Genomic DNA, 26584 nt, shown 5'->3' with positions numbered 1-26584 from the left:
CGATGAAGAAACTCTCGCTTCTCCTTCCGCTCGTGGCGGCACAGCCCGCCTTCGCGGCAACTGGTCCGTTCTTCTCGCTGTGGAACACGAATTTCATCGTGACCATCGCCTTCATCATCTTCGTGGCCATCGTGCTCTACGCGAAGGTGCCGGCGACGCTGGGCAAGATGCTCGACAAGCGTGCGGCGAACATCCGTTCGGATCTCGACGAAGCTCGCAAGCTGCGTGACGAGGCACAGGCGGTTCTGGCCAGCTACGAGCGCAAGGCGCGCGAAGTGCAGGGGCAGGCCGACCAGATCGTTGCCGCCGCCAAGCGCGACGCCGAAGCCGCCGCAGAGAAGGCCAAGGAAGATCTGAAGGTCTCGATCGAGCGCCGCCTGAAGGCCGCTGACGAGCAGATCGCCTCGGCCGAGGCGCAGGCTCTGAAAGAGGTCAAGGACCGCGCCGTGTCGGTCGCCGTGGCCGCCGCCGGCGATGTGCTCGCCAAGCAGCTGAGCGCGTCGGACCGCGCCGCGATGATCGACAGCTCGCTTTCGGAAGTCGAACAGCGCCTGAACTGATCTTCCCTTACGGGTGACATTGAAAACCCCGGTCCGATGGGCCGGGGTTTTTCTTTATTCAGCGGTTATGTTCGAGACGTAATCGCGCGGTGGCCTCATTGCGCTCGGCCCGGCGCATCGCCGCCATCTCGACCTCGACGAATTCCATATGGGCCGCGATGGCCTTGCGCGCGGAGTTGGCGTCGCGGCGCTGGATCGCATCGTTGATCGCGCGGTGCTGGTCGAGCAGCTTGCTGCGCGTGCCGCGGTTCTTGAACATCATGGAGCGGTTGTAGAACACGCCTTCGGCCAGAAGATCGAACATCGCGCGCATCATATGGATCATGATGACGTTATGGCTCGCCTCGATGATCGCCATGTGGAACTGCGCATCGAGCTGCGCTTCCTGCGTGGGATTGCGCTTTGAATGGGCCGCTTCCATCTGAGAGAACAGGGTCTGGATCACTTCGAGATCGGTGTCCGAACCGCATTGCGCGGCGCGCTCGGCGGCCAGTCCCTCCATGTCGCGGCGGAACGAGATGTAATCGAACAGCGCCTGGTCGTTGCGGGCAAAGAGTCGGATCAGGGCGGGCGAAAAGGCGGAATCGAGCACTTCGGCGACATAGATGCCCGCCCCGGCGCGGGTCGTCAGAAGGCCGGATTCCTGCAGCTCCGCGACCGCTTCGCGCAGACTTGGGCGCGACACGCCGAGACGCTCGGAGAGCTCTCGCTCCGAGGGGAGGCGCTCTCCTGGGCGCAGGATGCCCTGCAGGATGAGCTGCTCGATCTGGCGCACGACGGCATTCGCGAGCTTCTCGGATTCAATCTTCTGAAACGGCATTTCCCCCTCCATGTGGTCAAGATGTATGACCAGATCAGGGGGTAGGCAATGAAAAAAGGCCGGAATTTCCCGGCCCTTTTCCCGCTCTGATGAGCGATTTAGTTGTTCGGACGAATGATGAATTCGACCCGGCGGTTGGCCTGACGGCCTTCCGGCGTGAGGTTGCTCGCGATGGGCTGATCCTCGCCACGACCGGTCGGGATGACGCGGTAGCTCGGGACGCCGCCATTGATGAGGACATTGGCCACCGACTGCGCGCGCTGACGCGAAAGGCGCATGTTGTAGGCCGCATCGCCGGTGTTGTCGGTGTGGCCGACGACCTCGACGGTGGTATCCGGATAGCGGTTGAGGCTGCCGGCGAGCGTGTACAGATCGCGCTGCAGATCGGGGCGCACGGCTGCGCTGTCGGTCGCGAAGAGCACGTCTTGCGGCATGGTCACGATCAGCTGGTTGCCCTGACGCACGACGCTGACGCCGTTGGTGGTCAGGTCGCGACGCAGTTCCTGTGCCTGACGGTCAAGCTGCGAACCGATCGCGCCGCCGATCACGCCGCCGACGATTGCGCCGGCTGCGGCTTTGGTCAGCTTCTCGTCGCCTTTGCTTTTCGCGCCGAGGGCGCCGCCGATCAGCGCACCGGTGATCGCACCGGCATTGCGATTTGCGTTCGGGCTCTGGTCGGGGTTGTTCGCCCCGGTATAGCCGCCCGGCACACAAGCGGTGAGCGCCATCGCTGCGGCGGCACTCAGAAGAATGGTTTTGGTCTTGAGAACGGTGGTCATGTTCTGTCTCTGCCTTCTCTGGTCGCCCCATGTTTCGAGGCTTGACGGAAGATACGCGTAAAAAACGCGCAGGTTCCATGCCCTTTTCGCGAAGCGCGGAATTCCGCGCATCATCTGCCGGTAGAAGCGGCGGAGCGACGCTCAATCTGCCTCTGCACGGGCGCCTTCCCAGCCCAGAATCGCGCGTTTGACGCCCAAACCCCAGTGATAGCCGCCCAATCCGCCCGATTTGCGTAAGGCGCGGTGGCAGGGAATCAGGAAGGAAATCGGGTTGCGGCCTACGGCGGTGCCGACGGCGCGCACCGCTTTCGGGTGGCCGATCGCCTCGGCGATGTCGGAATAGGTCGTGACCTGTCCCGAGGGGATCGAGAGCAGCGCCTCCCACACCTTGATCTGGAAGGGCGCGCCGATCAGCGTCAGCTTCGCCTCGCCATGGCGGGAGAAGGCGGCGTCGACCCAGGCGCGCAGCGGCTCGGGGTCTTCGGTGAAGCGGGCCTCGGGCCAGCGGCGGGCGAGATCGTCAAATGTCTCCTGCTCGCCCATCTCGGCGGTGAAGCCCATGCCGCAAAGCCCCTGATCGGTGCCCATCGCGATCACCGGGCCGAAGGGGCTGTCGAACCGTGCCCAGCGGATCGCGACACCTTCGCCGCCACGCGCGAAGGCGCCGGGCGTCATCGCCTCCCAGCGCAGAACCAGATCGTGCAGACGGCCCGTGCCGGACAGTCCCGCACGGTCGGCCACCTCGTCGAGCGGCAGGCGTTGGCTGAGTAACTCGCGCACGAAGTCGAGCGTCAGATATTGCTGGTAGCGTTTCGGAGAGACCCCGACCCAGGCAGAGAACAGCCGCTGGAAATGCGCGGGGCTCATCGAGAGCCGCGCGGAGATCGCCTCGAGCGTCAGCAACTCGCCCGCCGCCTGTGCTGCGTCGATCTCGTCCAGCGCGCGGGCGATGACCTGATAGTGGTAACTGTCGGCGATGTCGCTGTGGTCGTTCATCACGCACCTCTTGGGCTTTCCCCGATCCTAGGACGCGGGCGGCAGGCACGCGACCCGAAAGCTGCGGTTTCGCGGGTGGCCTTGCCCTTCGCGCGCGTGGCGGGCATTAGGAAAGCATGGCCAAGCAATTCGATTATGCCACGATGAAAGAGGTCTTCGCGCGGTTCGAAGCCTCCGAGCCCCATCCCAAGGGGGAGCTCGAGCACGTCAACGCCTATACGCTGGTGGTGGCCGTGGCGCTGTCGGCGCAGGCGACCGATGCGGGCGTGAACAAGGCCACGCGGAAGCTTTTCGCCGTGGCCGACACGCCCGAGAAGATGCTGGAGCTGGGCCTTGAGGGCGTGACCGAGCATATCAAGACGATCGGTCTCTTTCGGCAGAAGGCGAAGAACGTCATCAAGCTGAGCCAGATCCTCGTCGATCAGTATAACGGCGAGGTGCCATCCTCGCGTGCCGCGCTGCAATCGCTGCCGGGCGTGGGGCGCAAGACCGCGAATGTCGTGCTGAACATGTGGTTCGGCCATCCCGCGCAGGCGGTCGATACGCATATCTTCCGGGTCGGCAATCGCAGCGGCATCTGCCCGGGCAAGGATGTCGACGCGGTCGAGCGCGCCATCGAAGACAACGTGCCCGTCGAATACCAGCGCCACGCCCATCACTGGCTGATCCTGCACGGTCGCTATATCTGCGTGGCGCGCAAACCCAAATGTCAGGCCTGTCCGATCAAGGATCTGTGCCAGTTCGACGATAAGACCGTGTGAAACACGAGGAGAAAAACCTTTGAAACAGTATCAGGTCGTCGGCATCGGCAATGCCGTCGTGGACGTGATCGCGCAATGCGACGACAGCTTTCTCGAGCATATGGGCATCGAGAAAGGCATCATGCAGCTGATCGAGCGCGAGCGCGGCGAAACGCTGTACGGCGCCATGAAAGAACGCACGCAGGCGCCGGGCGGCTCGGTTGGCAACACGATCGCGGGGCTGGGCAATCTGGGCCTGTCCACCGCCTTTATCGGCCGGGTGCGCGACGACACGCTGGGGCGCTTCTACGAGGCGGCTCTGCATGGCGAGGGCACGGATTTCCCGAACCCGCCGGTGAAGGATGGCGAGCTGCCGACCTCGCGTTCGATGATCTTCGTGACGCCGGATGGTGAGCGTTCGATGAACACCTATCTGGGGATCTCGGCGGAGGTCTCGACAGAGGATGTCAGCCTCGAAGTGGTGGAGAACACGCAGATTCTGTTCCTCGAAGGCTATCTCTTCGACAAGGATCACGGGAAGGCCGCATTCCTGAAGGCGGCGCAGGGCTGTCACCGAGGCGGCGGCAAGGCGGGGATCGCGCTGTCGGACCCGTTCTGCGTCGATCGTCACCGCGCCGATTTCCGTCGTCTGGTGCGCGACCAGATGGATTACGTGATCGGCAACCAGCACGAATGGGAATCGCTCTACCAGACCGATCTGGATGCGGCGCTGAAACAGGCCGCTGAGGAATGTGAGATGGTGGTCTGCACCCGCTCGGGCGACGACGTGATCCTGATCCGTGGCGAGGAGCGTGCGACGGTTCCGGTCAAGCGCGTGGTGCCGGTCGATGCGACGGGCGCGGGGGATCAGTTCGCGGCGGGCTTCCTCTATGGCTACGCGACGGGGCAGAACCTCGAGACCGCGGGCAAGATGGGCTGCGCCGCGGCGGCCGAGGTGATCGGCCATTATGGCGCGCGCCCGGAAGTGGATGTGAAGGCGCTGTTCGCAGAGCGCGGGCTCATCTGAGCCTGTCCGGCGCGCCCGGGATCAGGGCGCGCCACCAGCCTTAACGCATCAGCAGCATCGGTCCGAGCGGGCGACCTGCGAGGATATGCAGGTGGTAATGCGGCACTTCCTGCACGCCGTTCTCGCCCGCATTGGTAATGCCGCGATAGCCTTCGCCGCCTTCGCCCGGGCTCGCCCCGGTCATCTTGCAGACCTCGGCCACGGTGCGGTGGAAATCGACGATCTCGGCATCGCTGGCTTCAGCGCAGAAATGATCGAGCGCGACATAGGCGCCTTTCGGGATCACCAGCACATGCTCGGGCGCTTTCGGGGCGATGTCGCGGAAAGCGAGCGTATGCTCGGTCTCCAGAACGGTGTCGTTCGGGATCTCGCCGCGCAGGATTTTGGCGAAGATGTTCTGATCGTCATAGGTATAGGCCATGGCCTCTCTCCTCAGTCGCGGAAGATGTAGTCGAGTTCGGCCAATTCCTGCGCCATATCGGAGGGGATGTCGAGCGCATGGGCCAGCGCGCGTGCGTTGTCCTCGATCTCGCCGCCCTCGCGCATGAGCGCGTAATTCTCGAACTCGGCATCGCGGAGCCGTTCGGATTCATGATGCAGGTCGGCGCGGATCGTCGGCAGCATCTGATCGAGCACCTGCGGCGGCGTATGATGCCCAGCGAGGCCCACGCGTTGCGCGTGCCCCTTGAGATAGTCGTCGGAGAACTGGCACTCGATCTCGAGGATGCGGGTCTGGCATTTGTCGCGGGTGAAATCCTCGATCACGTCAAGCTCGGCCGGATCGACGCAGATCACCATGCGGTCGGCGTTCTCGTGGTCGAACACCATCCGCATCAGGGCGCGGCGGTGACGGTTGCGCTTTTCGGGGCTGGTCTCGATGCCGCCGAGATCGGGCAGGGGGGCCATCTCGTTGAAAACGTAATCGAGCGCGGGGATCGAGGAGCGTTTGCGGAACTCGGCCACCAGCCGCTTCGCGACATGCCATTTCTTGCACAGGATCAGGGTCAGCGTGCGCTCGCGCCCCAAGGTCGCCTCCGCCTCCCAGAAGCGCGGTGCGAAGCGACGGCCGACGCGACCGCGCCCGGTCAGGAAGCGATGCAGCGCGCGGCCTTCGTTCGAGACGGCGAATTGGACACCCTCGCGTGTCCACAGCTCGCCCAGACGCTGCTTCAGCTCCTTCGCCTCGGGGCTGATCTTGCGCGCGAAAAGGTAATCCTGCGCGAGTAGCAGGTCGTAATGGTCGTTGTAGAAATTCGCCGGCATCCCGTAATCGGTGAACATGAGGAAGGTCAGCGTCCGGGCACGGATCTCGGTCTCGGGGATCAGGTGGTGGACGATGGTCTGAAAGAAGGTTTCGTCCGGAATCCATGTCGTGCGGAAGAACCGCATCACATCGGGCCGCGCCTTGATGAAATCGAGCACCTGCTCCATCGTGCGCCGCCGCAGGCACCACCATTGCGAGCCGATCATCATCTGCAGATCGCGCGGCACCTCGCGCGACAGCTTCAGCCGTTTCTGCAGGTTATAGGCAAGGTAGAACCGCTTGGGCTGATTGCGCTCGTTGAACCAGTGGCGATAGACCAGCCGGTCCTCCTTCATCCCGGTCTTGATCCAGCCAGACGAAAAGAAGTCGAAGCTTTCGATGTAATCGACCTCTTCAGCGTCGAGAAAGTCATGCGCGTATTCGGCCGATTTGATCTGCATGCAATCGCCCGAGAGCATGTAGAAATGCGTGGCGCGCGGGAAATCGGCGACGGCGGCTTTTACCGCCTCCAGGGTCGCGGCGACGAGGCTCCATTCGCCCCAGCCGCATTTGACGCGCTTTTTCGCGAAGGTGACATTGGGATTGGCATCGAGCGCGCTGCGCAGCTTGCGGTAATGCTCTGGTTTGGCGCGGGCATCGAAATGGATCGCCACATAATCGCCGGTCTGCGTCAGTCGTTCCGCCTGAGCGATGATCCCGTCCGGGTCCTTATGGGTCAGAAGAATAAAGGCGATTCGGGCCATACGGGAAACGATGCGCTGTCACTTGCTGGTATTATCCGACTTGTTAGCCGGAATGAGCGTTGAAAAGACAGGGTTTCTTTGCTCTTTACTCGATATTTATTATGTCTGCGTCACCCATTCACGGGTGCGCGACCTTCTGGAGGGCTTTGAATGGGATTTCCCGGAACCTGGATGACCGAGAGCGAAAGCATGGTGTATCGCGTCGTGCCGAAATGCGCCTGCTCCTCCATCGGGCAGATCATGTTCTATTCCGACCACGGGAAATTCTTCGACGGCGACATCCACGATTCCAAGACCGGGCTGCATAAGTGGTCGCAGGAGGAAAGCCAGACGCCGATCACCGAGAACGTGGTGGCGCACAAAAGCTACGCCTTCACCTGCGTTCGCAACCCGTATCAGCGCATCCTGTCGAGCTTCTTCGACAAGATCGCGGGCATCCAGCGCAACGGCAAACGCTATCGCGGAAATCTGGTGCCACAGCTGGTGCAGAAATACGGGATCGAGGTCGGCTCGCCGGAAGATAACTTCGATTTCGACCAGATCGCCTCGTTCCGCCGCTTCTTGCTGTTCGCGCGAGACACGATCCGCTGGCGCCGCCCGATGGAGCCGGACATTCACTGGTCGTCCATGTCGGGCCATATCTCGACCTTCATCGTCAATGGCGGCCGCTACGACAACATCTTCTTCACCGAGAAATTCAACGAAGGGATGCAGTCGGTGCTCGACGCGGTCGAGACGCCGGTGAAGGTCGATCTGGCTGACGTGCCGCGGTTCAACGAATCCGAAGGGCACGGGCCGAAGCGTGCGCATAAGGTCAGCGATTATTTTGACGACCTGTCGCGCCACCTGATCTGGGAAATCTACAAGAAGGATTTCCAGCTATTTCAGTACGATTTCGACGATCCGGATAACAAGATGCCGGTGGGCGAGGTCGATCTGGACGAGGTGCACGCAAAGCTGGGCGACTGATCACCAGCGTTTCAGCGCGTCCTCATCCTCATCCTTCGCGGCGACCCAGGAGGTGCCTTCGGGCCCGTGTTCCTTCTTCCAGAAGGGCGCGCGGGATTTCAGGTAATCCATCAGGAATTCGGCCGCCTCGAAGGCAGCGACGCGGTGGCGTGCGGCGGTGGCGACCATCATGATTTGCTCGCCCACGACGAGACGTCCATGGCGGTGGATCACGGTCACGTCCGACAGGGACCAACGCTCGACCGCCTGATCCACGATACCCGCGATCGCGCGCTCGGTCATGCCGGGGTAATGCTCCAGCTCCAGCGCCTCCATCGCGCCGGTGTCGTCGCGTACGATGCCGGTGAAGCTAACGACCGCGCCGACATCCGCGCGGCCCGTGCCGAAATCGGCAAGCTCTGCGCCCAGATCGAAGGGCTCGGCCTGAACGGAGACTTTCATCTCAGCCTCCCGTCATCGGCGGGAAGAAGGCCACCTCGCGCACACCTTCGAGCGGCGCATCGAACTCTGCCAAGTCCTGATCGAGCGCGACCCGCAGCGCCGAGATGTCGGCAAAGGCCGCCTCGTAGCGCGGCTCGCGCGCTTTCAGCTCCTCGACCAGATCGGCCACTGTTTTTGCCTCGGTCTCGACCTTTTCCCTCGGCAGGCCGATCCGCTCGCGGACCCATGCGAAATAGAGAACGTCAATCATGGCTCGGCTCCTTCAGATAGGGCAGGGCCTTGCGGAAATAGTCCCAGCCGGTGATCGCGGTCAGCACGGCGGCGATCCAGATCAGCGCAAGCCCCACATGGGTCGCGACATCGGCGGGGGTGGCGCCCATGCGGATATCACCTTCCCCCGCGCGCGGGGCCTGACCCTGTTCGAGATAGGCGAGCCCGGTACCGAGGAACAGCACCGCGATCGCCACCATCTGCGCGGTCGTTTTCCACTTCGCGAGCTTGGTCACCCGCAGCCGCCCGGCATCCGCGCCGAGGAATTCGCGTAGCCCCGAGACGAAGACCTCGCGGAACAGGATCACGGTGGCGGGCAGGATCAGCCAGGGGTTCATGCCCGAGTAGCCGGTCAGCACCACAAGCGCGATCACCACCATCGCCTTGTCTGCGATCGGGTCGAGCATCGCGCCGAAGCGGCTCTCCTGTTTCCACGCCCGGGCAAGGTAGCCATCGAACCAGTCAGTGATTGCTGCGCCGATGAACAGCGCGAGCGCCAGCCAGTCGGCCCAGGGCCGCGAGAAATAGAGGAACATGACCGCCACGCCCGGGGCAGCCAAGAGCCTGAGCACGGTCAGGATATTGGGAAGGGTCCATTTCATGGGAGGCAACCTAGCTGCGTGCTTGGCAAAGCGGAAGAGGGCGCGTTAACGGGTCGCGGGATCGCGATATGCATGCACCGTGCCGCGTCGGTCGGTCACATGCCAGTCTCCGGGACTGTCCCCCGGCGTGAAATGGTCGGACGTGATCGGCACTTTGCCATGCCCACCGGGGATGTCGAGCACATAGGTCGGCAGCATGGTGCCCGAGCAGCGGCGGCGCAGCTCGGCCATCAGCGCGCGGCCTTCCGCGATGGTGGTGCGGAAATGCGAGGTACCGCGCGCGAGGTCGCAATGGTGCAGGTAATAGGGTTTGACGCGCAGCTTGGTCAGGGCGCGGAACAGGCCCTCCAACGCGTCGGCACTGTCGTTGATGCCCCGCAGGAGTACGGTTTGCGAGAGCATCGGTATGCCGTGATCGACAAGTCGGGCGATGGCGTCGCGAGCGACAGGCGTAAGTTCCTGCGCGTGGTTGGTGTGCAGCACGATCCACGCAGTAGGCGCATTGCGCAACAGAGCGCAAAGCTGATCGGTGATGCGCTCTGGCGCGACGACCGGAACGCGGGTGTGGAGCCGGACCTGGTCGAGATGGGGGATGACAGAGAGGCGGTCGAGCACCGCGCCGAGCCTGCGCGTCGAGAGCGTCAGCGGATCGCCTCCGGTCAGGATCACCTCGCGAATGGCCGGGGTCGCGGCGATATAGTCGAGCGCCTGCGTCAATTGGTCTTCCGGCAGCGGCCCGTTCTCCCCCACCGTCTCGCGGCGGAAGCAGAAGCGGCAATAAACATCGCAGGTCTTGGTGATGTGCAGGATCACCCGGTCCGGATAGCGATGCGTCAGCCCGGGCGCTGGGGAATGGGCATCGTCGCCGATGGGGTCTTCCATTTCTTCGGCGCGGGTCACCAACTCCGCCGCGGAGGGCACGAATTGCGCGGCCACCGGATCGGTCGGATCGGCGATGGCCCCACGCATCTCGGGTGTCACGCGGATGCGGAATTCCTTGGCGACGCGCTCCAGATCGACGCGCGCCCCCGAGGCGGTCAGCCCGTCGCGTTCGAGATCGGCCACGCGGGTCAGCGCGCGGGGGTGGCGGCTGTGATCGGTCATCTCAGCCCTTCTCGTTGAAGAAATTGTGGATGGTCTCGGCCATCGCCTCGGAGATGCCGTCGACTTCCATAAGATCGATCGGCGCCGCGCGGCTCACCGCCTTGGCGGAGCCGAAATGCGCCAGCAGCGCGCGTTTGCGGGCCGCGCCGATGCCCGGAATTTCATCCAGCGGGTTCGCCATCTGCGCCTTGGCGCGTTTCGCGCGGTGCGTGCCGATGGCCCAGCGGTGCGCCTCGTCGCGCAGACGCTGGATGTAATAGAGGACCGGCGATTGCCGGGGCAGGGCGATCGGGCGCTGGCCGGTACGGTGGAATTCTTCCTTGCCGTGGTCGCGGTCGACGCCCTTCGCGACGCCGACCATCGCGACGTCACTCACGCCCATCTCGTCCATGATCTCGCGCACCGCCGAGACCTGTCCGGCGCCGCCGTCGATGAGCAGCAGATCGGGCCAGGATTCGGATTTGCGCTCTGGGTCTTCCTTCAGCAAACGGGTGAAACGTCGCGTCAGTACCTCTTTCATCATCCCGAAGTCGTCGCCCGGCGTCAGGTCGGCGTTCTTGATGTTGAACTTGCGATACTGGCTCTTGATGAATCCTTCCGGCCCCGCGACGATCATCCCGCCCACGGCATGCGCGCCCTGAATATGCGAGTTGTCGTAGACCTCGATCCGCTGCGGTGGCTTCTCCAGCCCGAAAGCTTCGGCCACGCCGGCCAGCAGCTTCGCCTGCGCCGCGGATTCTGACATCTTCCGACCGAGGCTCTCGCGGGCGTTGCGCGCGGCGTTCTCGACGAGTTCGGCTTTCTCGCCCCGTTGCGGCACGGTGATCTCGACCTTGCGCTCGGCGCGCTCGGAGAGGAATTCGCTTACCAGTTCCTCATCCTCGACCGGGTGCGACAGCAGGATCAGCTTCGGCGGCGGGCGGTTGGTGTAGAACTGCGCGATGAAGGCCTGCAGGATTTCGGGCGCCTCGGCGCCGGAGCCGGTCTTCGGGTAGAAGTCGTGATTGCCCCAGCTCTGGTTCGCGCGGATGAAGAAAACCTGCACACAGGCCTGCCCGCCTTCCTGATGGAGCGCGATGACATCGGCCTCGGCGGTGGTACGAGGATTGATCCCCTGGCTTTGCTGCACGTTGGTCAGCGCCTTGATCCGGTCACGGAGCGCCGCGGCGCGCTCGAACTCCATATCGTCCGAGGCTTGCTGCATCTGCTCCGCCAATTCACGCTGGATCGTGGTGGACTTGCCCTGCAGGAAGCGCTTCGCATCGTCGACCAGCGCTGCGTAATCCTCCTCGGAGATCTTGCCGACGCAAGGCCCCGAACAGCGTTTGATCTGGTATTGCAGACAGGGGCGTGTGCGGGTCTCGAACATCGAATCCGAGCAGTTGCGCAGCAGGAACACCCGCTCCAGCTGGTTCAGCGTGCGGTTCACCGCGCCAGCGCTCGCGAAGGGGCCGAAGTAATGTCCCTTCTCTTTGCGCGCGCCGCGATGCTTCTTGATCATCGGGTAGGGGTGATCGGTCGCGATCAGGATGTTGGGAAAGCTCTTGTCGTCGCGTGCGAGAACGTTGTAGCGCGGCTTGAGCTGCTTGATCAGGTTCTGCTCGAGCAGCAGCGCCTCGGTCTCGGTCCGCGTCGTGAGGAACATCATCGAGGCGGTCTCGAAGATCATCCGCGCGATCCGTGCCGAGTGTCCCGAGGGCCGCGCATAGTTCGAAACCCGCGCCTTCAGGTTGCGCGCCTTGCCCACATAGAGCACCTCGCCCTTCGCGTTCAGCATCCGGTAAACGCCGGGCGATCCGTCGAGACGCTTGAGGTAATCCGCGATCAGAGCATGGCCCGTAAGCCCGTGTTGCGGGCGCGTGGCCGCCGGGGGATCGAGGGTGTCCTTGTTGTTCTCGTCATCATTCATGAGCAGGCTTCGATTCTCCCCCCGTGGCTGCAACCTCGCGCGACCGTTTTCAAGAAAAAACATGTCCACGAAATTTGGGGATAAGTCTGTTGGCAAACATGTGGGACCGCGGGTTCCGACCTTAATATAAGGGTTGATCGAGTGTTTGCCCGTTTTTTGAGCAATTGCGGAGCGCATTGATTTCATTGAGAAATTTTCTGCACATTTGCCAAGCTATTGAAAGGATTAATACTTTTGTGACGGTCTCGTTACAGGCCGCCGCGCAGTGCACAACTTCGGCCTGTGATTCGATTTCAGGCTCATTCCGGACCTAATACATCGGGCGTCCGCCAGCCTAGATGTTGGCCGCCATCTACGCAGAGCAACTGCCCTGTGACGGCCGGCGCATCCATGAAATATCCCAGCGCTGCAACGATATCCGCAGGGTCCGCGCCACGCTCAAGGATCGTCGCCGCGCGCTGCCGGTTGAAGTGATCTTCCGACTGGCGCGCGCCCTGCAGGGTGGGGCCGGGGCCGATCGCGTTCACCCGGATATCGGGGGCCAGCGCCTGCGCGCCGGTCTGGGTCAGCGTCCACAGCCCCATCTTCGCGAGTGAGTAGGTCATGAACTCGGGCGTCAGCTTGCGCATCCGCTGATCGACCATGTTGACCACCAGGGCACGGGCCTTGGGTTCCGCGTCTGAGCGGTCGGCTTGCGGGGCCTGTGCCGCGAAATGCTGGATCAGCACGAAGGGCGCGCGCAGATTGGAGCCAATATGCCGGTCCCAGCTTTCGCGCGTAGCCGAGCGGATCGTGTCGTATTCGAAGATCGAGGCATTGTTGATCAGCAGATCGAGCGGCCCGTCGAGCAGTTGCGCCGCATGCGGCACCAGTGCCGCCGTCGCTCCCTCGTCCAGCAGGTCGGCCTGTAGGATCTCGGCGCGCACGCCCTTCGCGCGGGCCTCCGCTGCCGTGGCCTCCGCGTCCTCCGCGGAGCCGTGATAATGGATCGCGACGTCCAGGCCGCGTTCGGCCAGATAAAGCGCCATCGCGCGCCCCAGCCGCTTCGCGCCGCCTGTCACCAATGCTCGTTTCATGCGCTGCCTCCAATGAAGAGGGCCACCATATAGGCCAGATAAGCCACGGAAAAAGCGATACCGACGCCGCGGGTGATCACGCGGTTGCCGAAGATGAATGGCGCGAGCGCGATCGAGGCGGCTGCCATGACCCAAAGGTCGATCTGCAGCATCTGCCGAGGCACCGGAATATCGCCGAACAGCCCCGCAACGCCGATGATGCAGAGCAGGTTGAAGATGTTCGAGCCCACGACGTTGCCGAGCGCGAGGTCCGAGCGACCTTTCATCGCCGCCGTGATCGAGGTCGCCAGCTCCGGCAGCGAGGTGCCGAGGGCCACCAGCGTCAGGCCGATCACCGCATCCGAGATGCCCATGGCGCTGGCGATCTCCGATGCGCCGCTGACCAACCAGTTCGCGCCCAGCGGCAAGCCGACGAGGCCCGCGAGAACGTAAAGCCCGATCCGCCAGAGCGGCATCTTCGGATCGACGCTTTCGATCTCTTCATTCGCCTCGGTCTCGGCCGCGCTCCCGTTGCCGCGATTGGCGCGATGGGCGCGCGCCTCGCGGATCTGCCGGAACAGGACGATGCTCAGAGCAAAGAGCAGAAGCAGCCCCTGCGCCCAGCCGATCGGGCCCATGAAACAGACGAGAATGAACAGAATCGTCGCGCCCATCATCAGCACGAAGCTTTCGCGCGTGTCGTGCAGGTCGGTGCGGATCGCGGAGATGATCGCCGGCAGTCCCAGCACCAGTAGGATATTCGCGATATTCGAGCCGACGACGTTTCCGAGCGCGATGCTCGGCGCATTGTCGAGGACGGCGGCGACGGAGACCATCAGCTCGGGCGCGGAGGTGCCGAAGGCCACGACAGTAAGCCCGACGATCAGCGCCGGAATGCCAAGGCGCAGCGACATCGCCACCGCGCCTTTCACCAGCAGATCGCCCGCCACGACCAGCAACGCCAGCCCGGCAATGATCTCGCCGAAATCCCAGATCATGACCGGCGCTCCGTCTTCTTGCTCTTGGTCTTGGAGGTCGTCTTGCAGGGGCAGGGGCCGCGTCCTATTTTCGGACGTCCGCAATGGGGACAACGTGCCGACAGCCGGCCCGGACCGCGCGGGCCCTTGATCTTCGGCATCCGCAGCTTGCCGAACATGGCGAGCACCGCCATGACGACCAGGAAGAGGGTCATGCCCTTGATGAGCATCGGGTTACAGCCCGTAGCGCGCCCAGAGCGCGCGCTCTTCGGTCGTGTCGATAAGTGCGCCTGCCGTCGCCGCCGCCATCTCGCCGCCGATCTGCGCGCCGAAACGCCGGAAGAGAGAACGCTTGGGCGCATAGGGCACGATGCGTGTCTTCTCGCCGTAGATTTCCTTCAGCTTCGGTACCGCATGGGCCAGCCCGTCGATCAGGCCGGTCTTCTCGGCCAGCGCTTGTCGCCCGGTCCAGATATCGCCCGTAAAGAGATCGCGATCCGAGGCCAGTTTTGCGCCGCGCCGGGACTCGACATGTTCCTTGAAGCTGACATGCATGTCCTCGAGCAGCTTGTTCAGCCGCGCGACGTCCTCGTCCTTTTCTGGGCGGAACGGGTCCATGAAACTTTTCGAGCCGCCCGCCGTGTGCACGCGGCGCTGGATTCCGTGACGGCTGATGAACTCGTCGAGGCCGAACCCTGCCGAGATCACACCGATCGAGCCCACGACCGAAGTCGGGTCGGCCCAGATCTGGTCGGCGGCGCAGGCGAGCCAATAGCCGCCCGAGGCCGCGACGTCTTCGACGAAGGCATGCACGGGAATACCTTTTTCGTCCGCGAGCCTGCGGATACGCCCCGCGATCAGCGCCGATTGCACGGGCGATCCGCCGGGCGAATTGATCATCAGGGCCACCGCCGCCGGTTTCCCGCGGGAAAAAGCCCGCTCGATGATCGGGGCCATCGCGGCATCCGACAGGCCGGGCGATCCCGGGCGCGAGATGCCAATGGCACCGTGCAGACGGATCACCGCGACGAAGGGCGATTTCTTGACGAAGGGAAGGCGTTGGATCAGGCTCATGTGAGGGATGTAGAGGCTCACCCCTGCCCGCGCAAGCACGGCGATGACGGTTCCTGTCCGCGCCTGTTCGCGATTGAACCAGTCGTGACTTGCTGGCCGGGGCATGCTCGCCCCATCATCGGGGCCGGGAGGATGGAAATGACCGAAGACGACAGGCTCGCCGCGATTCTGGCGGATCATGCGGGGCGCGAAGGTGCGCTGCTGCCCATTCTTCACGATGTGCAGGCCGCTTACGGCTGCGTGCCCGCCGATAGCTATCAGCCGATTGCCGATGCGCTGCGGTTGAGCCGGGCGGAGGTGGCGGGCGTCGTCTCCTTCTATCACGATTTCCGCGATGCGCCCGCGGGCAAGCATGTGATCAAGCTGTGCCGTGCCGAGGCCTGCCAATCGATGGGCGGGACGGAGATGATCGCGCGGCTGGAGCGCGCGCTCGGCATGAAAGTCGGAGAAACGAAGGGAGACGTGACCCTTGAGGCGGTCTACTGCCTCGGGCTGTGTGCCTGCGCACCCGCCGCGATGGTGGGCGATCAGTTGGTCGGGCGGGCGACCCCCGAGCGGATCGAGGCTCTGGTTGCGGAGGTCTCGGCATGAAGATCTGGGTTCCCTGCGATGCCGCTGCCGTGGCCTGTGGGGCCGATGAGGTCGCGGCGGCGATTGCCTCGGCGGCTGGTCTGAGCGGCGAAACGGTCGAGATCATCCGCAATGGCACGCGCGGGATGATCTGGCTGGAGCCTTTGGTCGAGATCGAGCGCGACGGCGTGCGCTACGGCTTCGGACCGATGACGCCCGAGGACGTACCTGCGCTGTTCGAAGACGGCGATCACCCGAAGGCGCTCGGCCCGGTCGAGGAAATCCCCTTCTTCGCAAAACAGACCCGCCTGACCTTCGCGCGCTGCGGTCGGACCGATCCGCTGTCGCTGGCCGATTATGAGGCGGGCGAGGGCTGGCAGGGTCTCAAGCGTGCGCTGGAACTGAGCGGGGAGCAGACCATCGAAGAGGTCATCACATCGGGGCTGCGCGGTCGTGGCGGTGCGGGCTTCCCGACCGGCATAAAATGGAAGACTGTCGCCGGGGCAGAGGCCTCGCAGAAATATATCGTCTGCAACGCGGACGAAGGCGATAGCGGCTCTTTCGCGGATCGGATGCTGATGGAAGGCGATCCCTTCTGCCTGCTCGAGGGCATGGCGATTGCCGGTCTTGCGGTCGGCGCGACCAAGGGCTTCATCTATGTCCGTTCGGAATATCCCCATGCGATCCGCACGCTGAACGCAGCGATCAAGGCAGCGCGCGCGGCCGGGATCATCGGCGACAGCCTGATGGGGCAGGGGCCGGCCTTCGATCTGGAGGTGCGCGTCGGCGCGGGCGCCTATATTTGCGGCGAGGAGACCTCGCTTCTCAATTCGCTCGAAGGAAAGCGCGGGATGGTGCGCGCCAAGCCGCCGCTGCCCGCGCTGGAAGGCGCGTTCGGCAAGCCGACCGTGGTGAACAACGTGCTCTCGCTGGCCGCCGTGCCGTGGATCTTGGTCCACGGCGGCGCTGCCTATGCCGAGTTCGGGCTGGGTCGCTCGCGCGGGACGATCCCGCTTCAGATCGCGGGCAACGTCAAACATGGCGGGTTGTTCGAGACCGGTTTCGGGATGTCGCTCGGCACGCTTGTCAACGAAATCGGCGGCGGCACGGCCTCGGGCCGTCCGTTCAAAGCGGTGCAGGTGGGCGGACCGCTGGGCGCCTATCACGGGCCCGACGATTTCGATCTACCGGTCTGCTACGAGGCCTTTGCCGATCAGGGTGGCCTCGTGGGCCATGCCGGTTTCGTGGTGCATGACGACAGCGCCGACATGCTCGCGCTCGCCCGCTACGCGATGGAGTTCTGCGCCGTCGAGAGCTGCGGGAAATGCACGCCCTGCCGGATCGGCGCGGTGCGCGGCATGGAAACGCTCGACCGCGTGGCAGCGGGCGACCCGGCGGCGATCGAGTTGCTGCACGAGCTATGCGAAGTGATGGAGAAGGGCTCGCTCTGCGCGATGGGGGGCTTCACGCCCTTCCCGGTGCGCTCGGCGATCCGGCTTTTCCCGCAAGAATTCTCGCTCTCACAGGAGGCTGCGGAATGAAGGATTTCATCATCCCCGACGGAGTGCACGGGCCGAAACTCTCCGATATGGGCACGCCTGCCAAATCGGGCCCGCCTGTGACGCTGGTGATTGACGGCATGGATGTGAGCGTGCCCGAGGGCACCTCCGTGATGCGCGCCGCCGCCGAGGCCGGGATCACCGTGCCGAAGCTGTGTGCGACCGATATGCTCGACGCTTACGGCTCGTGCCGTCTTTGCGTGGTCGAGATCGAGGGGATGCGCGGAACGCCTGCGTCGTGCACCACGCCCGTGCGCGAAGGCATGGTCGTGAAAACCCAGACCGAGCAGCTGCACAGGCTGCGTCGCGGGGTGATGGAGCTTTATATCTCCGATCACCCGCTCGACTGTCTGACCTGCGCGGCGAACGGCGATTGCGAATTGCAGGACATGGCAGGGGCCGTCGGCCTGCGCGACGTGCGCTACACGCCGGGCGAGAACCATGTCGAGACGCGCGCGGCGGACGCCGCCAATCCGCTCTATATTCCGCGCGACGATTCCAACCCGTATTTCTTCTACGATCCGTCGAAATGCATCGTCTGCATGCGCTGCGTGCGCGCCTGCGAAGAGGTGCAGGGCACTTTCGCGCTGACCGTGGACGGGCGCGGCTTCGACGCCCGCATCTCGACCGGTACGGAAGATTTCCTCAACTCCGACTGCGTCAGCTGCGGCGCCTGTGTGCAGGCCTGCCCGACAGCGACCCTGCAGGAGAAGACCGTCGACGAGATCGGCGTGCCGGAGCGTTCCGTGGTTACGACCTGTGCCTATTGCGGCGTGGGCTGCTCTTTTGAGGCGCAGATGCGCGGCGACCAGCTGGTGCGCATGGTGCCGTGGAAAGAGGGCAAGGCGAACCGTGGCCATAGCTGCGTGAAGGGCCGTTTCGCCTGGGGCTATGCGAACCATGGCGACCGCATCCTCAACCCGATGATCCGCGACAGCATCACTGACCCGTGGCGCGAAGTGTCGTGGGAAGAGGCGCTGGAATTTGCTGCCAACGGCATCAAGCGCGCGCAGGCCAAGCACGGCAAGGATTCAGTGGGCGTCATCACCTCGTCGCGCTGCACCAATGAGGAGACCTTCCTCGTGCAGAAACTCGCCCGCGCGGTTATGGGCACGAACAACACCGATACCTGCGCCCGGGTCTGCCATTCGCCGACCGGCTACGGGCTGAAGCAGACCTTCGGGACCTCGGCTGGCACGCAGGATTTCGACTCCGTCGAGCAGGTGGATTGCGCCGTGGTCATTGGGGCGAACCCGACCGACGGCCACCCGGTTTTCGCCTCGCGGCTGCGCAAAAGGCTGCGGCAGGGCGCGAAGCTGATCGTCGTGGACCCGCGCCGGATCGATCTGCTGGAGACCCCGCATATGGGCGAGGGGCATCACCTACCGCTACGTCCGGGAACCAATGTCGCGGTGTTGACCGCGATGGCCCATGTGATCGTGACGGAAGGGCTGTTTGACGAGGCGTTCATCCGCGAGCGCTGCGATTGGGACGAATGGATGGATTATGCCGAGTTCGCCGCCGATCCGGCCCATTCTCCCGAGGCGGTCGAAGAGTTGACCGGCGTGCCGGCCGACGCGCTGCGTCATGCCGCGCGGACCTATGCCGCCGCGCCGAACGGGGCGATCTATTACGGGCTGGGCGTGACCGAGCACAGCCAGGGCTCGACCACCGTGATCGCCATTGCCAACCTCGCGATGATGACCGGCAATATCGGACGCCCCGGTGTGGGGGTGAACCCGCTACGGGGGCAGAACAACGTGCAGGGCTCGTGCGATATGGGCTCCTTCCCGCACGAACTGCCGGGCTATCGCCATGTCTCGGACGACTCCGTGCGCGCGGTGTTCGAAGCGGAATGGGGTAGGACGCTCGACCCCGAGCCGGGGCTGCGTATTCCCAATATGCTCGACGCCGCCGTCGCGGGGGACTTCAAGGCGATCTACATTCAGGGCGAGGATATTCTGCAATCCGATCCCGATACCCATCACGTGGCCGCGGGCCTCGCGGCGATGGATTGCGTGATCGTGCATGACCTCTTCCTGAACGAGACCGCGCGCTACGCCCATGTCTTCCTGCCGGGCTCCACCTTCCTCGAGAAGGACGGGACCTTCACCAATGCCGAGCGCCGGATCAACCCGGTGCGCAAGGTCATGGCGCCGAAAGCAGGGCTGGCCGACTGGGAGGCGACGCAGGCGCTGGCCAATGCGCTGGGCGCGGGATGGAGTTACACCCACCCGTCCGAGATCATGGCCGAGATCGGTCGTACGACGCCCGCCTTCGCGGGCGTGACCTACGACCTGATCGACCGTATGGGCTCGGTGCAGTGGCCTTGTAACGATGCGCATCCGCAAGGCTCGCCGGTGATGCATGAACATGGCTTCGTGCGCGGCAAGGGGCGGTTCATCCGCACGGCCTATGTCGCGACCGAGGAGCGCACCGGGCCGCGCTTCCCGCTGCTGCTGACCACCGGGCGCATCCTGTCGCAGTATAACGTGGGCGCGCAGACGCGGCGGACCGAGAATTCCGTCTGGCATGCCGAGGACCGGCTGGAAATTCACCCGCATGATGCCGAGACGCGCGGCATTCGCGAGGGCGACTGGGTCCGGCTCACCAGCCGAGCGGGCGAGACGTCTTTGCGCGCGACGATCACCGACCGGGTCTCGCCCGGCGTCGTCTATACGACTTTCCACCACCCCGAAACGCAGGCGAACGTCGTCACCACCGACAATTCCGATTGGGCGACGAACTGCCCGGAATACAAGGTGACGGCGGTGCAGGTGGGGCTGTCGAACGGGCCGTCGGACTGGCAGGAGCTCTACACCGCGCAGACCAAGTTGACCCGCCGCGTCGAGGCTGCTGAATGACGGCGACCGATTGGGAAATGCCCAGCGGCGCTGTGCAGCGCCTTGCCGAGGAAGTGCCCGTGGCGCTGTCTTTCGACGGGGTGACGCAGGCGGTGATGATGGCGAGCCCCGCCGACCTGGAGGATTTCGCACTGGGATTCGCGCTCTCCGAAGGGCTCATCGAGGACGCGTCCGAGATCACCCGGCAGGAGCTCGAAGTGACCGAGGCCGGGATCGAAGCGCGCAACTGGCTGGCAGCGCCCGCAGGCGCCCGGTTTGCCGAACGCCGCCGCGCTACGATGGGGCCGGTGGGCTGCGGGCTCTGCGGGATCGAGCAGCTGGAGGAGGCGCGGCGCAAGCTCGCTCCGGTTCTCCCGCCCGCCTTTACCATGACGCCGGAACAGGCCGCGGAGGCGCTCGAGACCCTGCGTGACCATCAGCCTCTGCAGGACGAAACCCGCGCCGCCCATGCGTCGAGTTTCTGGCAGCCGGGCAAGGGGATCGTGCTGACGCGCGAAGATGTCGGCCGCCACAACGCCCTCGACAAGCTGATCGGGGCGCTGATCCGGGGCGGGATAGACCCGGCGAGCGGCGCGCTGGTGATGACCTCGCGGCTTTCGGTCGACCTGATCCAGAAGGTCGCGACCCTACGTATCCCGGTGATAGTCGGCCCCTCCGCCCCCACCGCTTTGGCGGTGAGCGAGGCGCGGGACGCGGGCCTTATCGTTATTGCACGCGCAGGCCGGGGCCTCGCGCTTTACACCGCGCCGCAGGAGGCCACCGCATGAAGCCTGAGAAACTCGCCGGGATGGCCAATCAGATCGCACAGTTCTTCGAAAGCCAGCCCGGCGATCAGGCGCATGCCGTGGCAGATCACATCAATGCCAATTGGGCGCCCACGATGCGCGACACGTTCCTCGCGGCGGCGGACAAGCTGGAGCTGCACCCGCTGGTGAAAGCAGCCCTGCCGGATATCCGTCCCCCTCAGCGCGGCTGATCGCCCGGCGTCACGATTGGCGCGACCGAGAGGGTGAACTTCGCCTCATCCGCGAAGGGGTAGGGGGCCGCGAACCGCTGCCCCGGTCCGATCGTCCAGTCGGGATGGTCTGGATAGGTCGTGCGCGGAAGACCTGCCCCGGACATATCATCTGCGCATCGTCAAGCCCGCGCGCACCGCCGAGCGCGGTGCGGTACAGGGTCTGGATCACGAAATAGGTGACGATGCTCAGCGGCCAGATCGCATCGGGCAGGCTGCGGCTTGCGATACGGGGCATGGGCTCGGCGCATATGCCGGCGGTGCGGCAGGGGAGGGCGCCACGGGAAAAGTCTGGAGCATGGCGCAGCTATTGGCTTGCAGATCGGCCGCGCATGGCGGGCGGGACTCGATACCAACTTCGGGGCGCGGGCCAAAGCGCCACGGGCGTCTGCCGCCTGACATGACGGTTTGGAGAATCTGCGGCAATATCGGGCAGGGAGCCGCGAGAGATCAGGCCTCTTTCGTACGCTCTATATAGGCGCGCAATTCCTCGGCCTCGTGACGCGCGTCGCGCAATCCATCCATCGCCGCGCGCAGCTCGGCCTCGGTCTGGCTGAGCTGATTGGCCAGTTCCGCCTCGCGCTGCTCGACATAGACGAGCGCCTGATCGCGGGTCTCCTCGGCTTCATGCAACGCCTGCGCCATCTGCTCCAGCTCGCCCATATCGGCCTGGCTCACACGGGTGAGGCGGTGGATCAGCCAGCTTGCGAACCAGCCAAGCGCGAAAGCCACGAAAAGGATGATCGCTGTGGCGATGATGAATTCGTCTCTGTTCATATGGCGTCCCTTCAGCCCTTCGACAGGTCCTCCGGCCGGGACTGCGGGCGCGGCGTCTTCTCGCCGGGCGTCTCGACCGGAATTTCTTCTTGTTGTGGGGTCTGTTGCCCCGGTTCTGCGGCGGTGTCCCCATCGCCGGATTTGTCCTGCGCGCCGTTCTCGGTGGCGGGGGCGCCGTCATCGGTCACGGCGCCATTCCAGTGCGGCTCGCCAGCGCCATCCCCAGTCCCCTCGTCAGCGCCTGCCGTCGCGTCTGCCGTGGCATCGGGCAGCGCCTCGTCACCCACCGGCGCCTCGTCCAGCAGCACGAACTCGATCCTGCGGTTCTGCTCGCGGCCGGCTTCGGTGTCGTTCGAGGCGATGGGCTGGGCTTCGCCGTAGCCTTTTGCCTCCAGGTTGCCGATCAGCACGCCACGGTCCAGAAGCCCGCGGATCACCGCCTGCGCGCGCTGTTGCGAGAGCTGCAGGTTCATTTCCTCGCGGCCCTGATTATCGGTATAGCCGGCCACTTCCATCTTGAAGTCGGTGCAGTTCTTCATCGCCTTGGCCAACGCGTCGAGCGCGTCGAGGCTTTCCGCAGCGACCTGCGCCGAACCCGGATCGAAATCGACTTTCTTCTTCTTCAGCGTGTCGTTCAAGCGGGCCACGCACTCCTTGCCGGTCGGCAGGGCGAGCTGCTCATCGAGGCGCTTGTCGTATTTCACGCTCAGGTCGATCTGCGCATCTTCGCCAAGCTCGCTCGTCAGGATGCGCGAAATCGTGTCGGAGGCCTGCGGATCGCCCGAGACGCCGCTGACCGAGATGCCGTCGGGGGTCACGGTGACCTTGCCTTCGTGCAGCACCGACAGGGCGTCGAGGGCGGCCAGGGTGCGTACCGGCCAACCGGCGGGAAGCTCCTTGTCGACGCGGGTCGCGCCATGGACATTGGCATGGCCGAGCTTGGCGCGTGCGTAGCTCTCGACGGTCTGGCGCTCACGCGCATCGGTCACGCGGCCCTTCAGGTCGACATGGCCGTTGCCGTCGCGGGTGGCGGTGAAGCTCGCCTCGCCGGCTTTCGCATCGGGGGCGGGCTCGCGCTTGGCCTTGAGCGAAAACACCCCGGGCAGGTTCGATTCCAGCTCACCCACGACATCGTCGAATTGCTGCTGATCGACGGTCGAAGGCACATCCAGCGCGATATCGGCATCCGAGAAGGTCACCGAGCCCGCGCCGAGATCGCCGAGCGCCTTGATCGCCATCTGCGCGGCCTTGGACCAGTCGGGCGAAGGCGTGCCCATCCCGATCGTGCAGCTCAGCGTGCCTTTCGCGCCCGCCGCGCGGGCCGCAGTCAGGATGCGGTCGCGCGCACGTTCGTTATCGGCGGAGCAGGCGTCGAAATGCGGGCCTTCCGCCTTGTCGATGAGGAAGCGCAGCGTGAAGGGGGTGATCACGGGGCGCGGTGCGGAGATGTCGAAGCTGAGCTTGAGATCGGAGGGGCGGCGGCGTGCCAGCGAAGTCTCCACTCGCCCCTTTTCGGCGGGGCTGTCGGTGATCGCCTCCACCGAGACTTTGCCCGCGCTGACCGACACTTTCGAGCGCGGCAGCGTCTCGAGCGTCGTCATCGCGAATTTCATCGCCTCGTCCCAACCGCCGGGCACCGGGTAATCGGCGCTCTCCAGCATGTCGGTGACGCCATCCTCGCCTGCGACTTTCGAGAGCTTCTCCACGATCGCCTCGCGGTCGATCGAGGATGGCACCAGCCCGATCAGCGAGATGCCGTTCTCGTTGCGCAGCATTTCCAGCGAGAAGGCGGGTGGCGTGATCGGCTTCGTGATCTGGGTGTCGGTATTGTCGACGACCCGCGAGCTGTCGACGTATTTGTCGACCTCGGAAACGGCGCGGAAGCGCTCGGCCTCGGTCGGGGCGGTGCCGGAGAGGATCACCTGCAGCCCATCGGTATGGATACGCATCCAGCCGTAGCCCTGCGCCTCCATCGCGACGCGCACTTCTTGTTTCGTGGATTTTTCGACAATTGTCGCCGCGCCGCCCGCGATGACTGCGGAGACGACGAGTGCGAGGACAAAGGCGGCGATCGTCAACAAGGTGGCGCGGCTGCGCATCGGTCTCAGGCCCTCCCCAGGGGAATCTTTATCCCGTGTTCCTTAAGGTGCAGGGGCGCGGGGATCAATCGAAACGCCGTTACACGATTGCGCCAACGGCGAGAAACAGCGCAGCGATCAGGCCCGTATCGCGGTTCGCGCGGAACAGTTTCAGGCAGGTGTCCGGGTCGTCGATATCGAGCTGACGCATCTGCCAGAGCATGTGCCACCCCATCGCCCAGGGCGCGAGCAACGAGAGCGCGAGGCGCAGCGGCGGCGCGCCGGGCAACAGTGCGCCCATCACGGCGATGGTCATCAGCGCGACGGAGGTCATCAGGAAGCCGCCCAGCCATTTCGCGCTGTCGTCCCCGAAGAGCCGCGCGGTGGATTTCACGCCGATCAGCGCGTCGTCTTCCTTGTCCTGATGCGCGTAGATCGTGTCGTAGAACAACGTCCAGGCCATGCCCGCGAAATAAAGCACGACGGGCGGCCAGCTGAGGCTTCCGGTATGCGCGACCCACAGCAGCAGCGCACCCCAGTTGAACGCGATCCCGAGGAAGATCTGCGGCCACCAGGTGAAGCGCTTGGCGAAGGGGTAGATCGCGACCGGGCCGAGCGAGACGATCCCGAGAATGATCGCGGGGGTGTTGAAGGTCAGCAGGATCGCGAAGGAGATCAGCGACTGGATCACAGCCCAAGCCAGCGCCTGTTTCGTCGAGACCTGCCCCGAGGGGATCGGGCGCGAGCGGGTGCGGGCCACGCCGGCGTCGATGTCGCGGTCGGTGATGTCGTTCCAGGTGCAGCCCGCGCCGCGCATCAGGAAGGCTCCGACGGAGGCGCCGATGGCCAGCCACAGATCCCACCAGATGAAGCCGCCCGTCGAGGACGCCGCCAGCGCGATCGACCAGTAGCAGGGCAGCAGCAGCAGCCACGTCCCGATAGGCCGGTCGGCGCGGCTCAGGCGCAGATAGGGCCGCGTCCATGCCGGGGCCAGCCGGTCGACCCAGTTGCCGCGATAGGCATCCGCGACCGTACCGTTTGCGTCTTCCGCCGCCTCTGGCGTTTCGGGTTTTCCGCTCATAAAGTCCGCCTCATGGAACGTGCCAAGATCAGGCTCTGTGTAGAGCACCCGCTGGGCGCGGGGCAAGCCGTGCCTCTGACTCAGGACGAAGCGCATTACCTCTTCGCGGTGATGCGGCTGGCCGTGGGCGCCCGTGTTGCGCTGTTCAACGGGCGGGATGGCGAGTGGACGGCGGAGGTCGTCGAGGCTCACAAGAAGCGCGGTATTCTGGCCTGCGTCGAGCAGGCCGCACCGCAGCTCGCGCCGCCCGATCTCTGGCTCATCTTCGCGCCGATCAAGAAAGAGCGCACCGATTTCATCGTCGAGAAGGCGACCGAACTGGGCTGTGCCAAGGTGTTGCCGGTACAGACCGAATTCACCAATTCCGCGCGCATCCGGCAGGACCGCTTGCAGGCCCATGCCAAGGAGGCGGCGGAGCAATGTCTGGGCACCTATGTGCCCCCGGTCGAGGATTTGCAGGGGCTCAAGAAGCTGCTGGATGGCTGGGATCCGAGCCGCCGCATCCTCTGGGCCGACGAGGCTCTGGTTGGTCCGGCAGAGACGCTCGCAGGGTTGGAGCCGGGACCTTGGGCGATCCTGATCGGGCCAGAAGGCGGGTTCTCGGAGGCCGAGCGCGAGATGCTTCGCAGTCGCGATTTCGTGACCCCCGTCAGCCTCGGCCCGCGCATCCTGCGCGCCGATACGGCGGTCTGCGCGGCGATCACATTGTGGCAATCGGCGCTGGGAGACTGGCGGTGATCCGTCCCGAAGTTGCAGAAGGCTTCAAGCGCTGGGGCGAGGTGATCGCGGCGGGAGTTGTTGTGGCGTTCGGAGCATGGCTGATCTGGCTCGGCGGATTGATCCTGATGCCGCTGGGACTGGTCGCCGTGGCGCTCGGGCTCGGCTGGGCGCTGATCGGCTGGCGGCGGCTGCGCTTTGCGCGTGAAACCAGCGCGCCGGGTCTGGTCGAGATCGACGAGGGTCGTATCTCCTATTTCGCAGCCAGCCGGGCGCGCGCCATTGCGGGGCCGGGCAGCAATGTCTCGGCGCTCGGGATGGGCGGCGAATTGCCGCTGCGCGAACTGGCCGAAATCCGTCTGCTGACACTGCAGGGCAAGCAATATTGGCGGCTTCGCAGCCTGTCGGGGGAGGCGCTCCTGATCCCGCTCGACGCGGCGGGGGCGGATGCGCTCTACGATGCCTTCGCGAGCTTGCCGGGGATCGATATGGGGAAAATCTCCGCCGCGCTCGACCAGCAGACTACCGCACAGAGCCTCTGGATCCGTAAACAGGTTTCACGCTTGACTTGAGCTAGCCCCCGCGCCACCTGT

General features: G+C 64.7%; 29 protein-coding genes. 11 read left to right on the top strand and 18 right to left on the bottom strand.

The features are described 5' to 3' along the window. The first annotated feature begins 2 nt into the window (after positions 1-2). Entirely contained in the window at positions 3-560 is a 558-nt protein-coding gene (locus DEM26_RS02380) for a F0F1 ATP synthase subunit B (RefSeq protein ID WP_075773901.1), read from the top strand. 58 nt (positions 561-618) lie between these two features. Here the strand turns inward: DEM26_RS02380 and DEM26_RS02375 are convergent, their stop codons facing one another. From DEM26_RS02375 to DEM26_RS02365, 3 genes are all read right to left on the bottom strand, one after another. Then, positions 619-1380 (bottom strand): FadR/GntR family transcriptional regulator, encoded by a 762-nt coding sequence (locus tag DEM26_RS02375; RefSeq protein WP_075773902.1) that lies wholly within the window; start codon positions 1378-1380, stop codon positions 619-621. Positions 1381-1478: 98 nt separating this feature from the next. After that, positions 1479-2159, bottom strand: a complete 681-nt coding sequence (locus DEM26_RS02370) for an OmpA family protein (RefSeq protein WP_075773903.1) — start codon at positions 2157-2159, stop codon at positions 1479-1481. A 141-nt stretch (positions 2160-2300) separates the two neighbouring features. Further along, positions 2301-3155, bottom strand: a complete 855-nt coding sequence (locus DEM26_RS02365; RefSeq protein ID WP_109171611.1) for a bifunctional helix-turn-helix domain-containing protein/methylated-DNA--[protein]-cysteine S-methyltransferase — start codon at positions 3153-3155, stop codon at positions 2301-2303. Positions 3156-3271: 116 nt separating this feature from the next. On the opposite strand from DEM26_RS02365, the gene nth reads away from it, so the two are divergent. Beyond that, the gene (nth, locus tag DEM26_RS02360; protein WP_088722271.1) at positions 3272-3916 is read left to right on the top strand and encodes an endonuclease III; all 645 of its coding nucleotides are present in this window, start codon (positions 3272-3274) and stop codon (positions 3914-3916) included. A 19-nt stretch (positions 3917-3935) separates the two neighbouring features. Then, on the top strand, positions 3936-4922 hold the full coding sequence (locus DEM26_RS02355; protein WP_109171610.1) for an adenosine kinase: 987 nt from the start codon (positions 3936-3938) through the stop codon (positions 4920-4922). A 40-nt stretch (positions 4923-4962) separates the two neighbouring features. Here the strand turns inward: DEM26_RS02355 and DEM26_RS02350 are convergent, their stop codons facing one another. Then, positions 4963-5343 carry an HIT domain-containing protein gene (locus DEM26_RS02350; protein WP_075773907.1) on the bottom strand — a complete coding sequence of 127 codons (381 nt, stop codon included), beginning with the start codon at positions 5341-5343 and terminating at the stop codon, positions 4963-4965. An 11-nt stretch (positions 5344-5354) separates the two neighbouring features. Next, a complete protein-coding gene (locus DEM26_RS02345; protein ID WP_075773908.1) occupies positions 5355-6929 on the bottom strand; it encodes a DUF5928 domain-containing protein in 1575 nt (524 codons plus the stop codon). 150 nt (positions 6930-7079) lie between these two features. On the opposite strand from DEM26_RS02345, the gene DEM26_RS02340 reads away from it, so the two are divergent. Further along, a complete protein-coding gene (locus DEM26_RS02340) occupies positions 7080-7898 on the top strand; it encodes a sulfotransferase family protein (protein WP_088722273.1) in 819 nt (272 codons plus the stop codon). Here the strand turns inward: DEM26_RS02340 and DEM26_RS02335 are convergent, their stop codons facing one another. From DEM26_RS02335 to DEM26_RS02295, 9 genes are all read right to left on the bottom strand, one after another. Further along, a complete protein-coding gene (locus DEM26_RS02335; protein WP_088725420.1) occupies positions 7899-8339 on the bottom strand; it encodes a molybdenum cofactor biosynthesis protein MoaE in 441 nt (146 codons plus the stop codon). A 1-nt stretch (position 8340) separates the two neighbouring features. Then, the gene (gene moaD / locus DEM26_RS02330) at positions 8341-8589 is read right to left on the bottom strand and encodes a molybdopterin converting factor subunit 1 (RefSeq protein WP_075773911.1); all 249 of its coding nucleotides are present in this window, start codon (positions 8587-8589) and stop codon (positions 8341-8343) included. After that, a complete protein-coding gene (gene pgsA / locus DEM26_RS02325; protein WP_075773912.1) occupies positions 8582-9211 on the bottom strand; it encodes a CDP-diacylglycerol--glycerol-3-phosphate 3-phosphatidyltransferase in 630 nt (209 codons plus the stop codon). The genes moaD and pgsA overlap by 8 nt, the downstream gene beginning before the upstream one ends. Positions 9212-9256: 45 nt before the next feature. Beyond that, on the bottom strand, positions 9257-10315 hold the full coding sequence (locus DEM26_RS02320; RefSeq protein WP_109171609.1) for a lysine-2,3-aminomutase-like protein: 1059 nt from the start codon (positions 10313-10315) through the stop codon (positions 9257-9259). A gap of 1 nt (position 10316) precedes the next feature. Beyond that, positions 10317-12224 carry an excinuclease ABC subunit UvrC gene (gene uvrC / locus DEM26_RS02315; RefSeq protein WP_077701319.1) on the bottom strand — a complete coding sequence of 636 codons (1908 nt, stop codon included), beginning with the start codon at positions 12222-12224 and terminating at the stop codon, positions 10317-10319. A gap of 299 nt (positions 12225-12523) precedes the next feature. Beyond that, a complete protein-coding gene (locus DEM26_RS02310) occupies positions 12524-13300 on the bottom strand; it encodes an SDR family oxidoreductase (protein WP_109171608.1) in 777 nt (258 codons plus the stop codon). Continuing rightward, a complete protein-coding gene (locus DEM26_RS02305; protein WP_075773915.1) occupies positions 13297-14277 on the bottom strand; it encodes a calcium/sodium antiporter in 981 nt (326 codons plus the stop codon). Before DEM26_RS02305 ends, DEM26_RS02310 begins: the two co-directional genes overlap by 4 nt. Further along, positions 14274-14486, bottom strand: coding sequence for a hypothetical protein (locus tag DEM26_RS02300; protein ID WP_109171607.1), 213 nt, complete (start codon positions 14484-14486; stop codon positions 14274-14276). Before DEM26_RS02300 ends, DEM26_RS02305 begins: the two co-directional genes overlap by 4 nt. Before the next feature lie 4 nt (positions 14487-14490). Then, complete coding sequence (locus DEM26_RS02295; protein WP_075773917.1) at positions 14491-15330, bottom strand: S49 family peptidase; 840 nt, start codon at positions 15328-15330, stop codon at positions 14491-14493. 138 nt (positions 15331-15468) lie between these two features. On the opposite strand from DEM26_RS02295, the gene DEM26_RS02290 reads away from it, so the two are divergent. The 5 genes from DEM26_RS02290 to DEM26_RS02270 are packed head-to-tail and all read left to right on the top strand — an operon-like array spanning position 15469 to position 21299. Then, entirely contained in the window at positions 15469-15921 is a 453-nt protein-coding gene (locus DEM26_RS02290; RefSeq protein WP_075773918.1) for a formate dehydrogenase subunit gamma, read from the top strand. Next, entirely contained in the window at positions 15918-17441 is a 1524-nt protein-coding gene (locus tag DEM26_RS02285) for a formate dehydrogenase beta subunit (protein WP_109171606.1), read from the top strand. The genes DEM26_RS02290 and DEM26_RS02285 overlap by 4 nt, the downstream gene beginning before the upstream one ends. Further along, the gene (gene fdhF, locus DEM26_RS02280) at positions 17438-20323 is read left to right on the top strand and encodes a formate dehydrogenase subunit alpha (protein WP_109171605.1); all 2886 of its coding nucleotides are present in this window, start codon (positions 17438-17440) and stop codon (positions 20321-20323) included. The genes DEM26_RS02285 and fdhF overlap by 4 nt, the downstream gene beginning before the upstream one ends. Then, positions 20320-21090, top strand: a complete 771-nt coding sequence (fdhD, locus tag DEM26_RS02275) for a formate dehydrogenase accessory sulfurtransferase FdhD (RefSeq protein WP_109171604.1) — start codon at positions 20320-20322, stop codon at positions 21088-21090. Before fdhF ends, fdhD begins: the two co-directional genes overlap by 4 nt. Beyond that, on the top strand, positions 21087-21299 hold the full coding sequence (locus tag DEM26_RS02270; RefSeq protein WP_088722284.1) for a formate dehydrogenase subunit delta: 213 nt from the start codon (positions 21087-21089) through the stop codon (positions 21297-21299). The genes fdhD and DEM26_RS02270 overlap by 4 nt, the downstream gene beginning before the upstream one ends. Here the strand turns inward: DEM26_RS02270 and DEM26_RS20300 are convergent. The 4 genes from DEM26_RS20300 to ubiA all read right to left on the bottom strand — a co-directional run bounded on the left by DEM26_RS20300 (position 21287) and on the right by ubiA (position 25274). Beyond that, complete coding sequence (locus DEM26_RS20300; RefSeq protein WP_158275071.1) at positions 21287-21445, bottom strand: hypothetical protein; 159 nt, start codon at positions 21443-21445, stop codon at positions 21287-21289. The genes DEM26_RS02270 and DEM26_RS20300 overlap by 13 nt on opposite strands. A gap of 343 nt (positions 21446-21788) precedes the next feature. Further along, the gene (locus DEM26_RS02265; RefSeq protein WP_075773923.1) at positions 21789-22115 is read right to left on the bottom strand and encodes a hypothetical protein; all 327 of its coding nucleotides are present in this window, start codon (positions 22113-22115) and stop codon (positions 21789-21791) included. An 11-nt stretch (positions 22116-22126) separates the two neighbouring features. Beyond that, entirely contained in the window at positions 22127-24214 is a 2088-nt protein-coding gene (locus DEM26_RS02260; RefSeq protein ID WP_075773924.1) for an OmpA family protein, read from the bottom strand. A 79-nt stretch (positions 24215-24293) separates the two neighbouring features. Continuing rightward, complete coding sequence (gene ubiA / locus DEM26_RS02255) at positions 24294-25274, bottom strand: 4-hydroxybenzoate octaprenyltransferase (protein ID WP_075773925.1); 981 nt, start codon at positions 25272-25274, stop codon at positions 24294-24296. Between the two features lie 12 nt (positions 25275-25286). On the opposite strand from ubiA, the gene DEM26_RS02250 reads away from it, so the two are divergent. Together DEM26_RS02250 and DEM26_RS02245 are read left to right on the top strand one after the other, a co-directional pair. Next, positions 25287-26012 (top strand): 16S rRNA (uracil(1498)-N(3))-methyltransferase, encoded by a 726-nt coding sequence (locus tag DEM26_RS02250; RefSeq protein ID WP_075773926.1) that lies wholly within the window; start codon positions 25287-25289, stop codon positions 26010-26012. Beyond that, a complete protein-coding gene (locus DEM26_RS02245; RefSeq protein ID WP_088727392.1) occupies positions 26009-26563 on the top strand; it encodes a hypothetical protein in 555 nt (184 codons plus the stop codon). Before DEM26_RS02250 ends, DEM26_RS02245 begins: the two co-directional genes overlap by 4 nt. The last annotated feature ends 21 nt before the right edge of the window (positions 26564-26584 follow it).

This window comes from Thioclava sp. NG1 (genome assembly GCF_003122275.1).
Lineage (GTDB): Bacteria > Pseudomonadota > Alphaproteobacteria > Rhodobacterales > Rhodobacteraceae > Thioclava > Thioclava nitratireducens.
This window is presented reverse-complemented; position numbering and strand designations above follow the sequence as displayed.

What these genes read in the sequence shown, in the direction of transcription:
- DEM26_RS02335 (WP_088725420.1), bottom strand. Translation starts at nt 8,339, where the DNA reads ATGAAAGTCTCCGTTCAGGCCGAGCCCTTCGATCTGGGCGCAGAGCTT.
- DEM26_RS02310 (WP_109171608.1), bottom strand. Translation starts at nt 13,300, where the DNA reads ATGAAACGAGCATTGGTGACAGGCGGCGCGAAGCGGCTGGGGCGCGCG.
- DEM26_RS02375 (WP_075773902.1), bottom strand. Translation starts at nt 1,380, where the DNA reads ATGCCGTTTCAGAAGATTGAATCCGAGAAGCTCGCGAATGCCGTCGTG.
- DEM26_RS02350 (WP_075773907.1), bottom strand. Translation starts at nt 5,343, where the DNA reads ATGGCCTATACCTATGACGATCAGAACATCTTCGCCAAAATCCTGCGC.
- DEM26_RS02250 (WP_075773926.1), top strand. Translation starts at nt 25,287, where the DNA reads ATGGAACGTGCCAAGATCAGGCTCTGTGTAGAGCACCCGCTGGGCGCG.
- ubiA (WP_075773925.1), bottom strand. Translation starts at nt 25,274, where the DNA reads ATGAGCGGAAAACCCGAAACGCCAGAGGCGGCGGAAGACGCAAACGGT.
- DEM26_RS02265 (WP_075773923.1), bottom strand. Translation starts at nt 22,115, where the DNA reads ATGAACAGAGACGAATTCATCATCGCCACAGCGATCATCCTTTTCGTG.
- pgsA (WP_075773912.1), bottom strand. Translation starts at nt 9,211, where the DNA reads ATGAAATGGACCCTTCCCAATATCCTGACCGTGCTCAGGCTCTTGGCT.
- DEM26_RS02300 (WP_109171607.1), bottom strand. Translation starts at nt 14,486, where the DNA reads ATGCTCATCAAGGGCATGACCCTCTTCCTGGTCGTCATGGCGGTGCTC.
- DEM26_RS02305 (WP_075773915.1), bottom strand. Translation starts at nt 14,277, where the DNA reads ATGATCTGGGATTTCGGCGAGATCATTGCCGGGCTGGCGTTGCTGGTC.
- fdhD (WP_109171604.1), top strand. Translation starts at nt 20,320, where the DNA reads ATGACGGCGACCGATTGGGAAATGCCCAGCGGCGCTGTGCAGCGCCTT.
- DEM26_RS02340 (WP_088722273.1), top strand. Translation starts at nt 7,080, where the DNA reads ATGGGATTTCCCGGAACCTGGATGACCGAGAGCGAAAGCATGGTGTAT.
- DEM26_RS02365 (WP_109171611.1), bottom strand. Translation starts at nt 3,155, where the DNA reads ATGAACGACCACAGCGACATCGCCGACAGTTACCACTATCAGGTCATC.
- DEM26_RS02320 (WP_109171609.1), bottom strand. Translation starts at nt 10,315, where the DNA reads ATGACCGATCACAGCCGCCACCCCCGCGCGCTGACCCGCGTGGCCGAT.
- fdhF (WP_109171605.1), top strand. Translation starts at nt 17,438, where the DNA reads ATGAAGGATTTCATCATCCCCGACGGAGTGCACGGGCCGAAACTCTCC.
- moaD (WP_075773911.1), bottom strand. Translation starts at nt 8,589, where the DNA reads ATGATTGACGTTCTCTATTTCGCATGGGTCCGCGAGCGGATCGGCCTG.
- nth (WP_088722271.1), top strand. Translation starts at nt 3,272, where the DNA reads ATGGCCAAGCAATTCGATTATGCCACGATGAAAGAGGTCTTCGCGCGG.
- DEM26_RS02295 (WP_075773917.1), bottom strand. Translation starts at nt 15,330, where the DNA reads ATGAGCCTGATCCAACGCCTTCCCTTCGTCAAGAAATCGCCCTTCGTC.
- DEM26_RS02260 (WP_075773924.1), bottom strand. Translation starts at nt 24,214, where the DNA reads ATGCGCAGCCGCGCCACCTTGTTGACGATCGCCGCCTTTGTCCTCGCA.
- DEM26_RS02380 (WP_075773901.1), top strand. Translation starts at nt 3, where the DNA reads ATGAAGAAACTCTCGCTTCTCCTTCCGCTCGTGGCGGCACAGCCCGCC.
- DEM26_RS02345 (WP_075773908.1), bottom strand. Translation starts at nt 6,929, where the DNA reads ATGGCCCGAATCGCCTTTATTCTTCTGACCCATAAGGACCCGGACGGG.
- DEM26_RS20300 (WP_158275071.1), bottom strand. Translation starts at nt 21,445, where the DNA reads ATGTCCGGGGCAGGTCTTCCGCGCACGACCTATCCAGACCATCCCGAC.
- uvrC (WP_077701319.1), bottom strand. Translation starts at nt 12,224, where the DNA reads ATGAATGATGACGAGAACAACAAGGACACCCTCGATCCCCCGGCGGCC.
- DEM26_RS02285 (WP_109171606.1), top strand. Translation starts at nt 15,918, where the DNA reads ATGAAGATCTGGGTTCCCTGCGATGCCGCTGCCGTGGCCTGTGGGGCC.
- DEM26_RS02370 (WP_075773903.1), bottom strand. Translation starts at nt 2,159, where the DNA reads ATGACCACCGTTCTCAAGACCAAAACCATTCTTCTGAGTGCCGCCGCA.
- DEM26_RS02290 (WP_075773918.1), top strand. Translation starts at nt 15,469, where the DNA reads ATGACCGAAGACGACAGGCTCGCCGCGATTCTGGCGGATCATGCGGGG.
- DEM26_RS02270 (WP_088722284.1), top strand. Translation starts at nt 21,087, where the DNA reads ATGAAGCCTGAGAAACTCGCCGGGATGGCCAATCAGATCGCACAGTTC.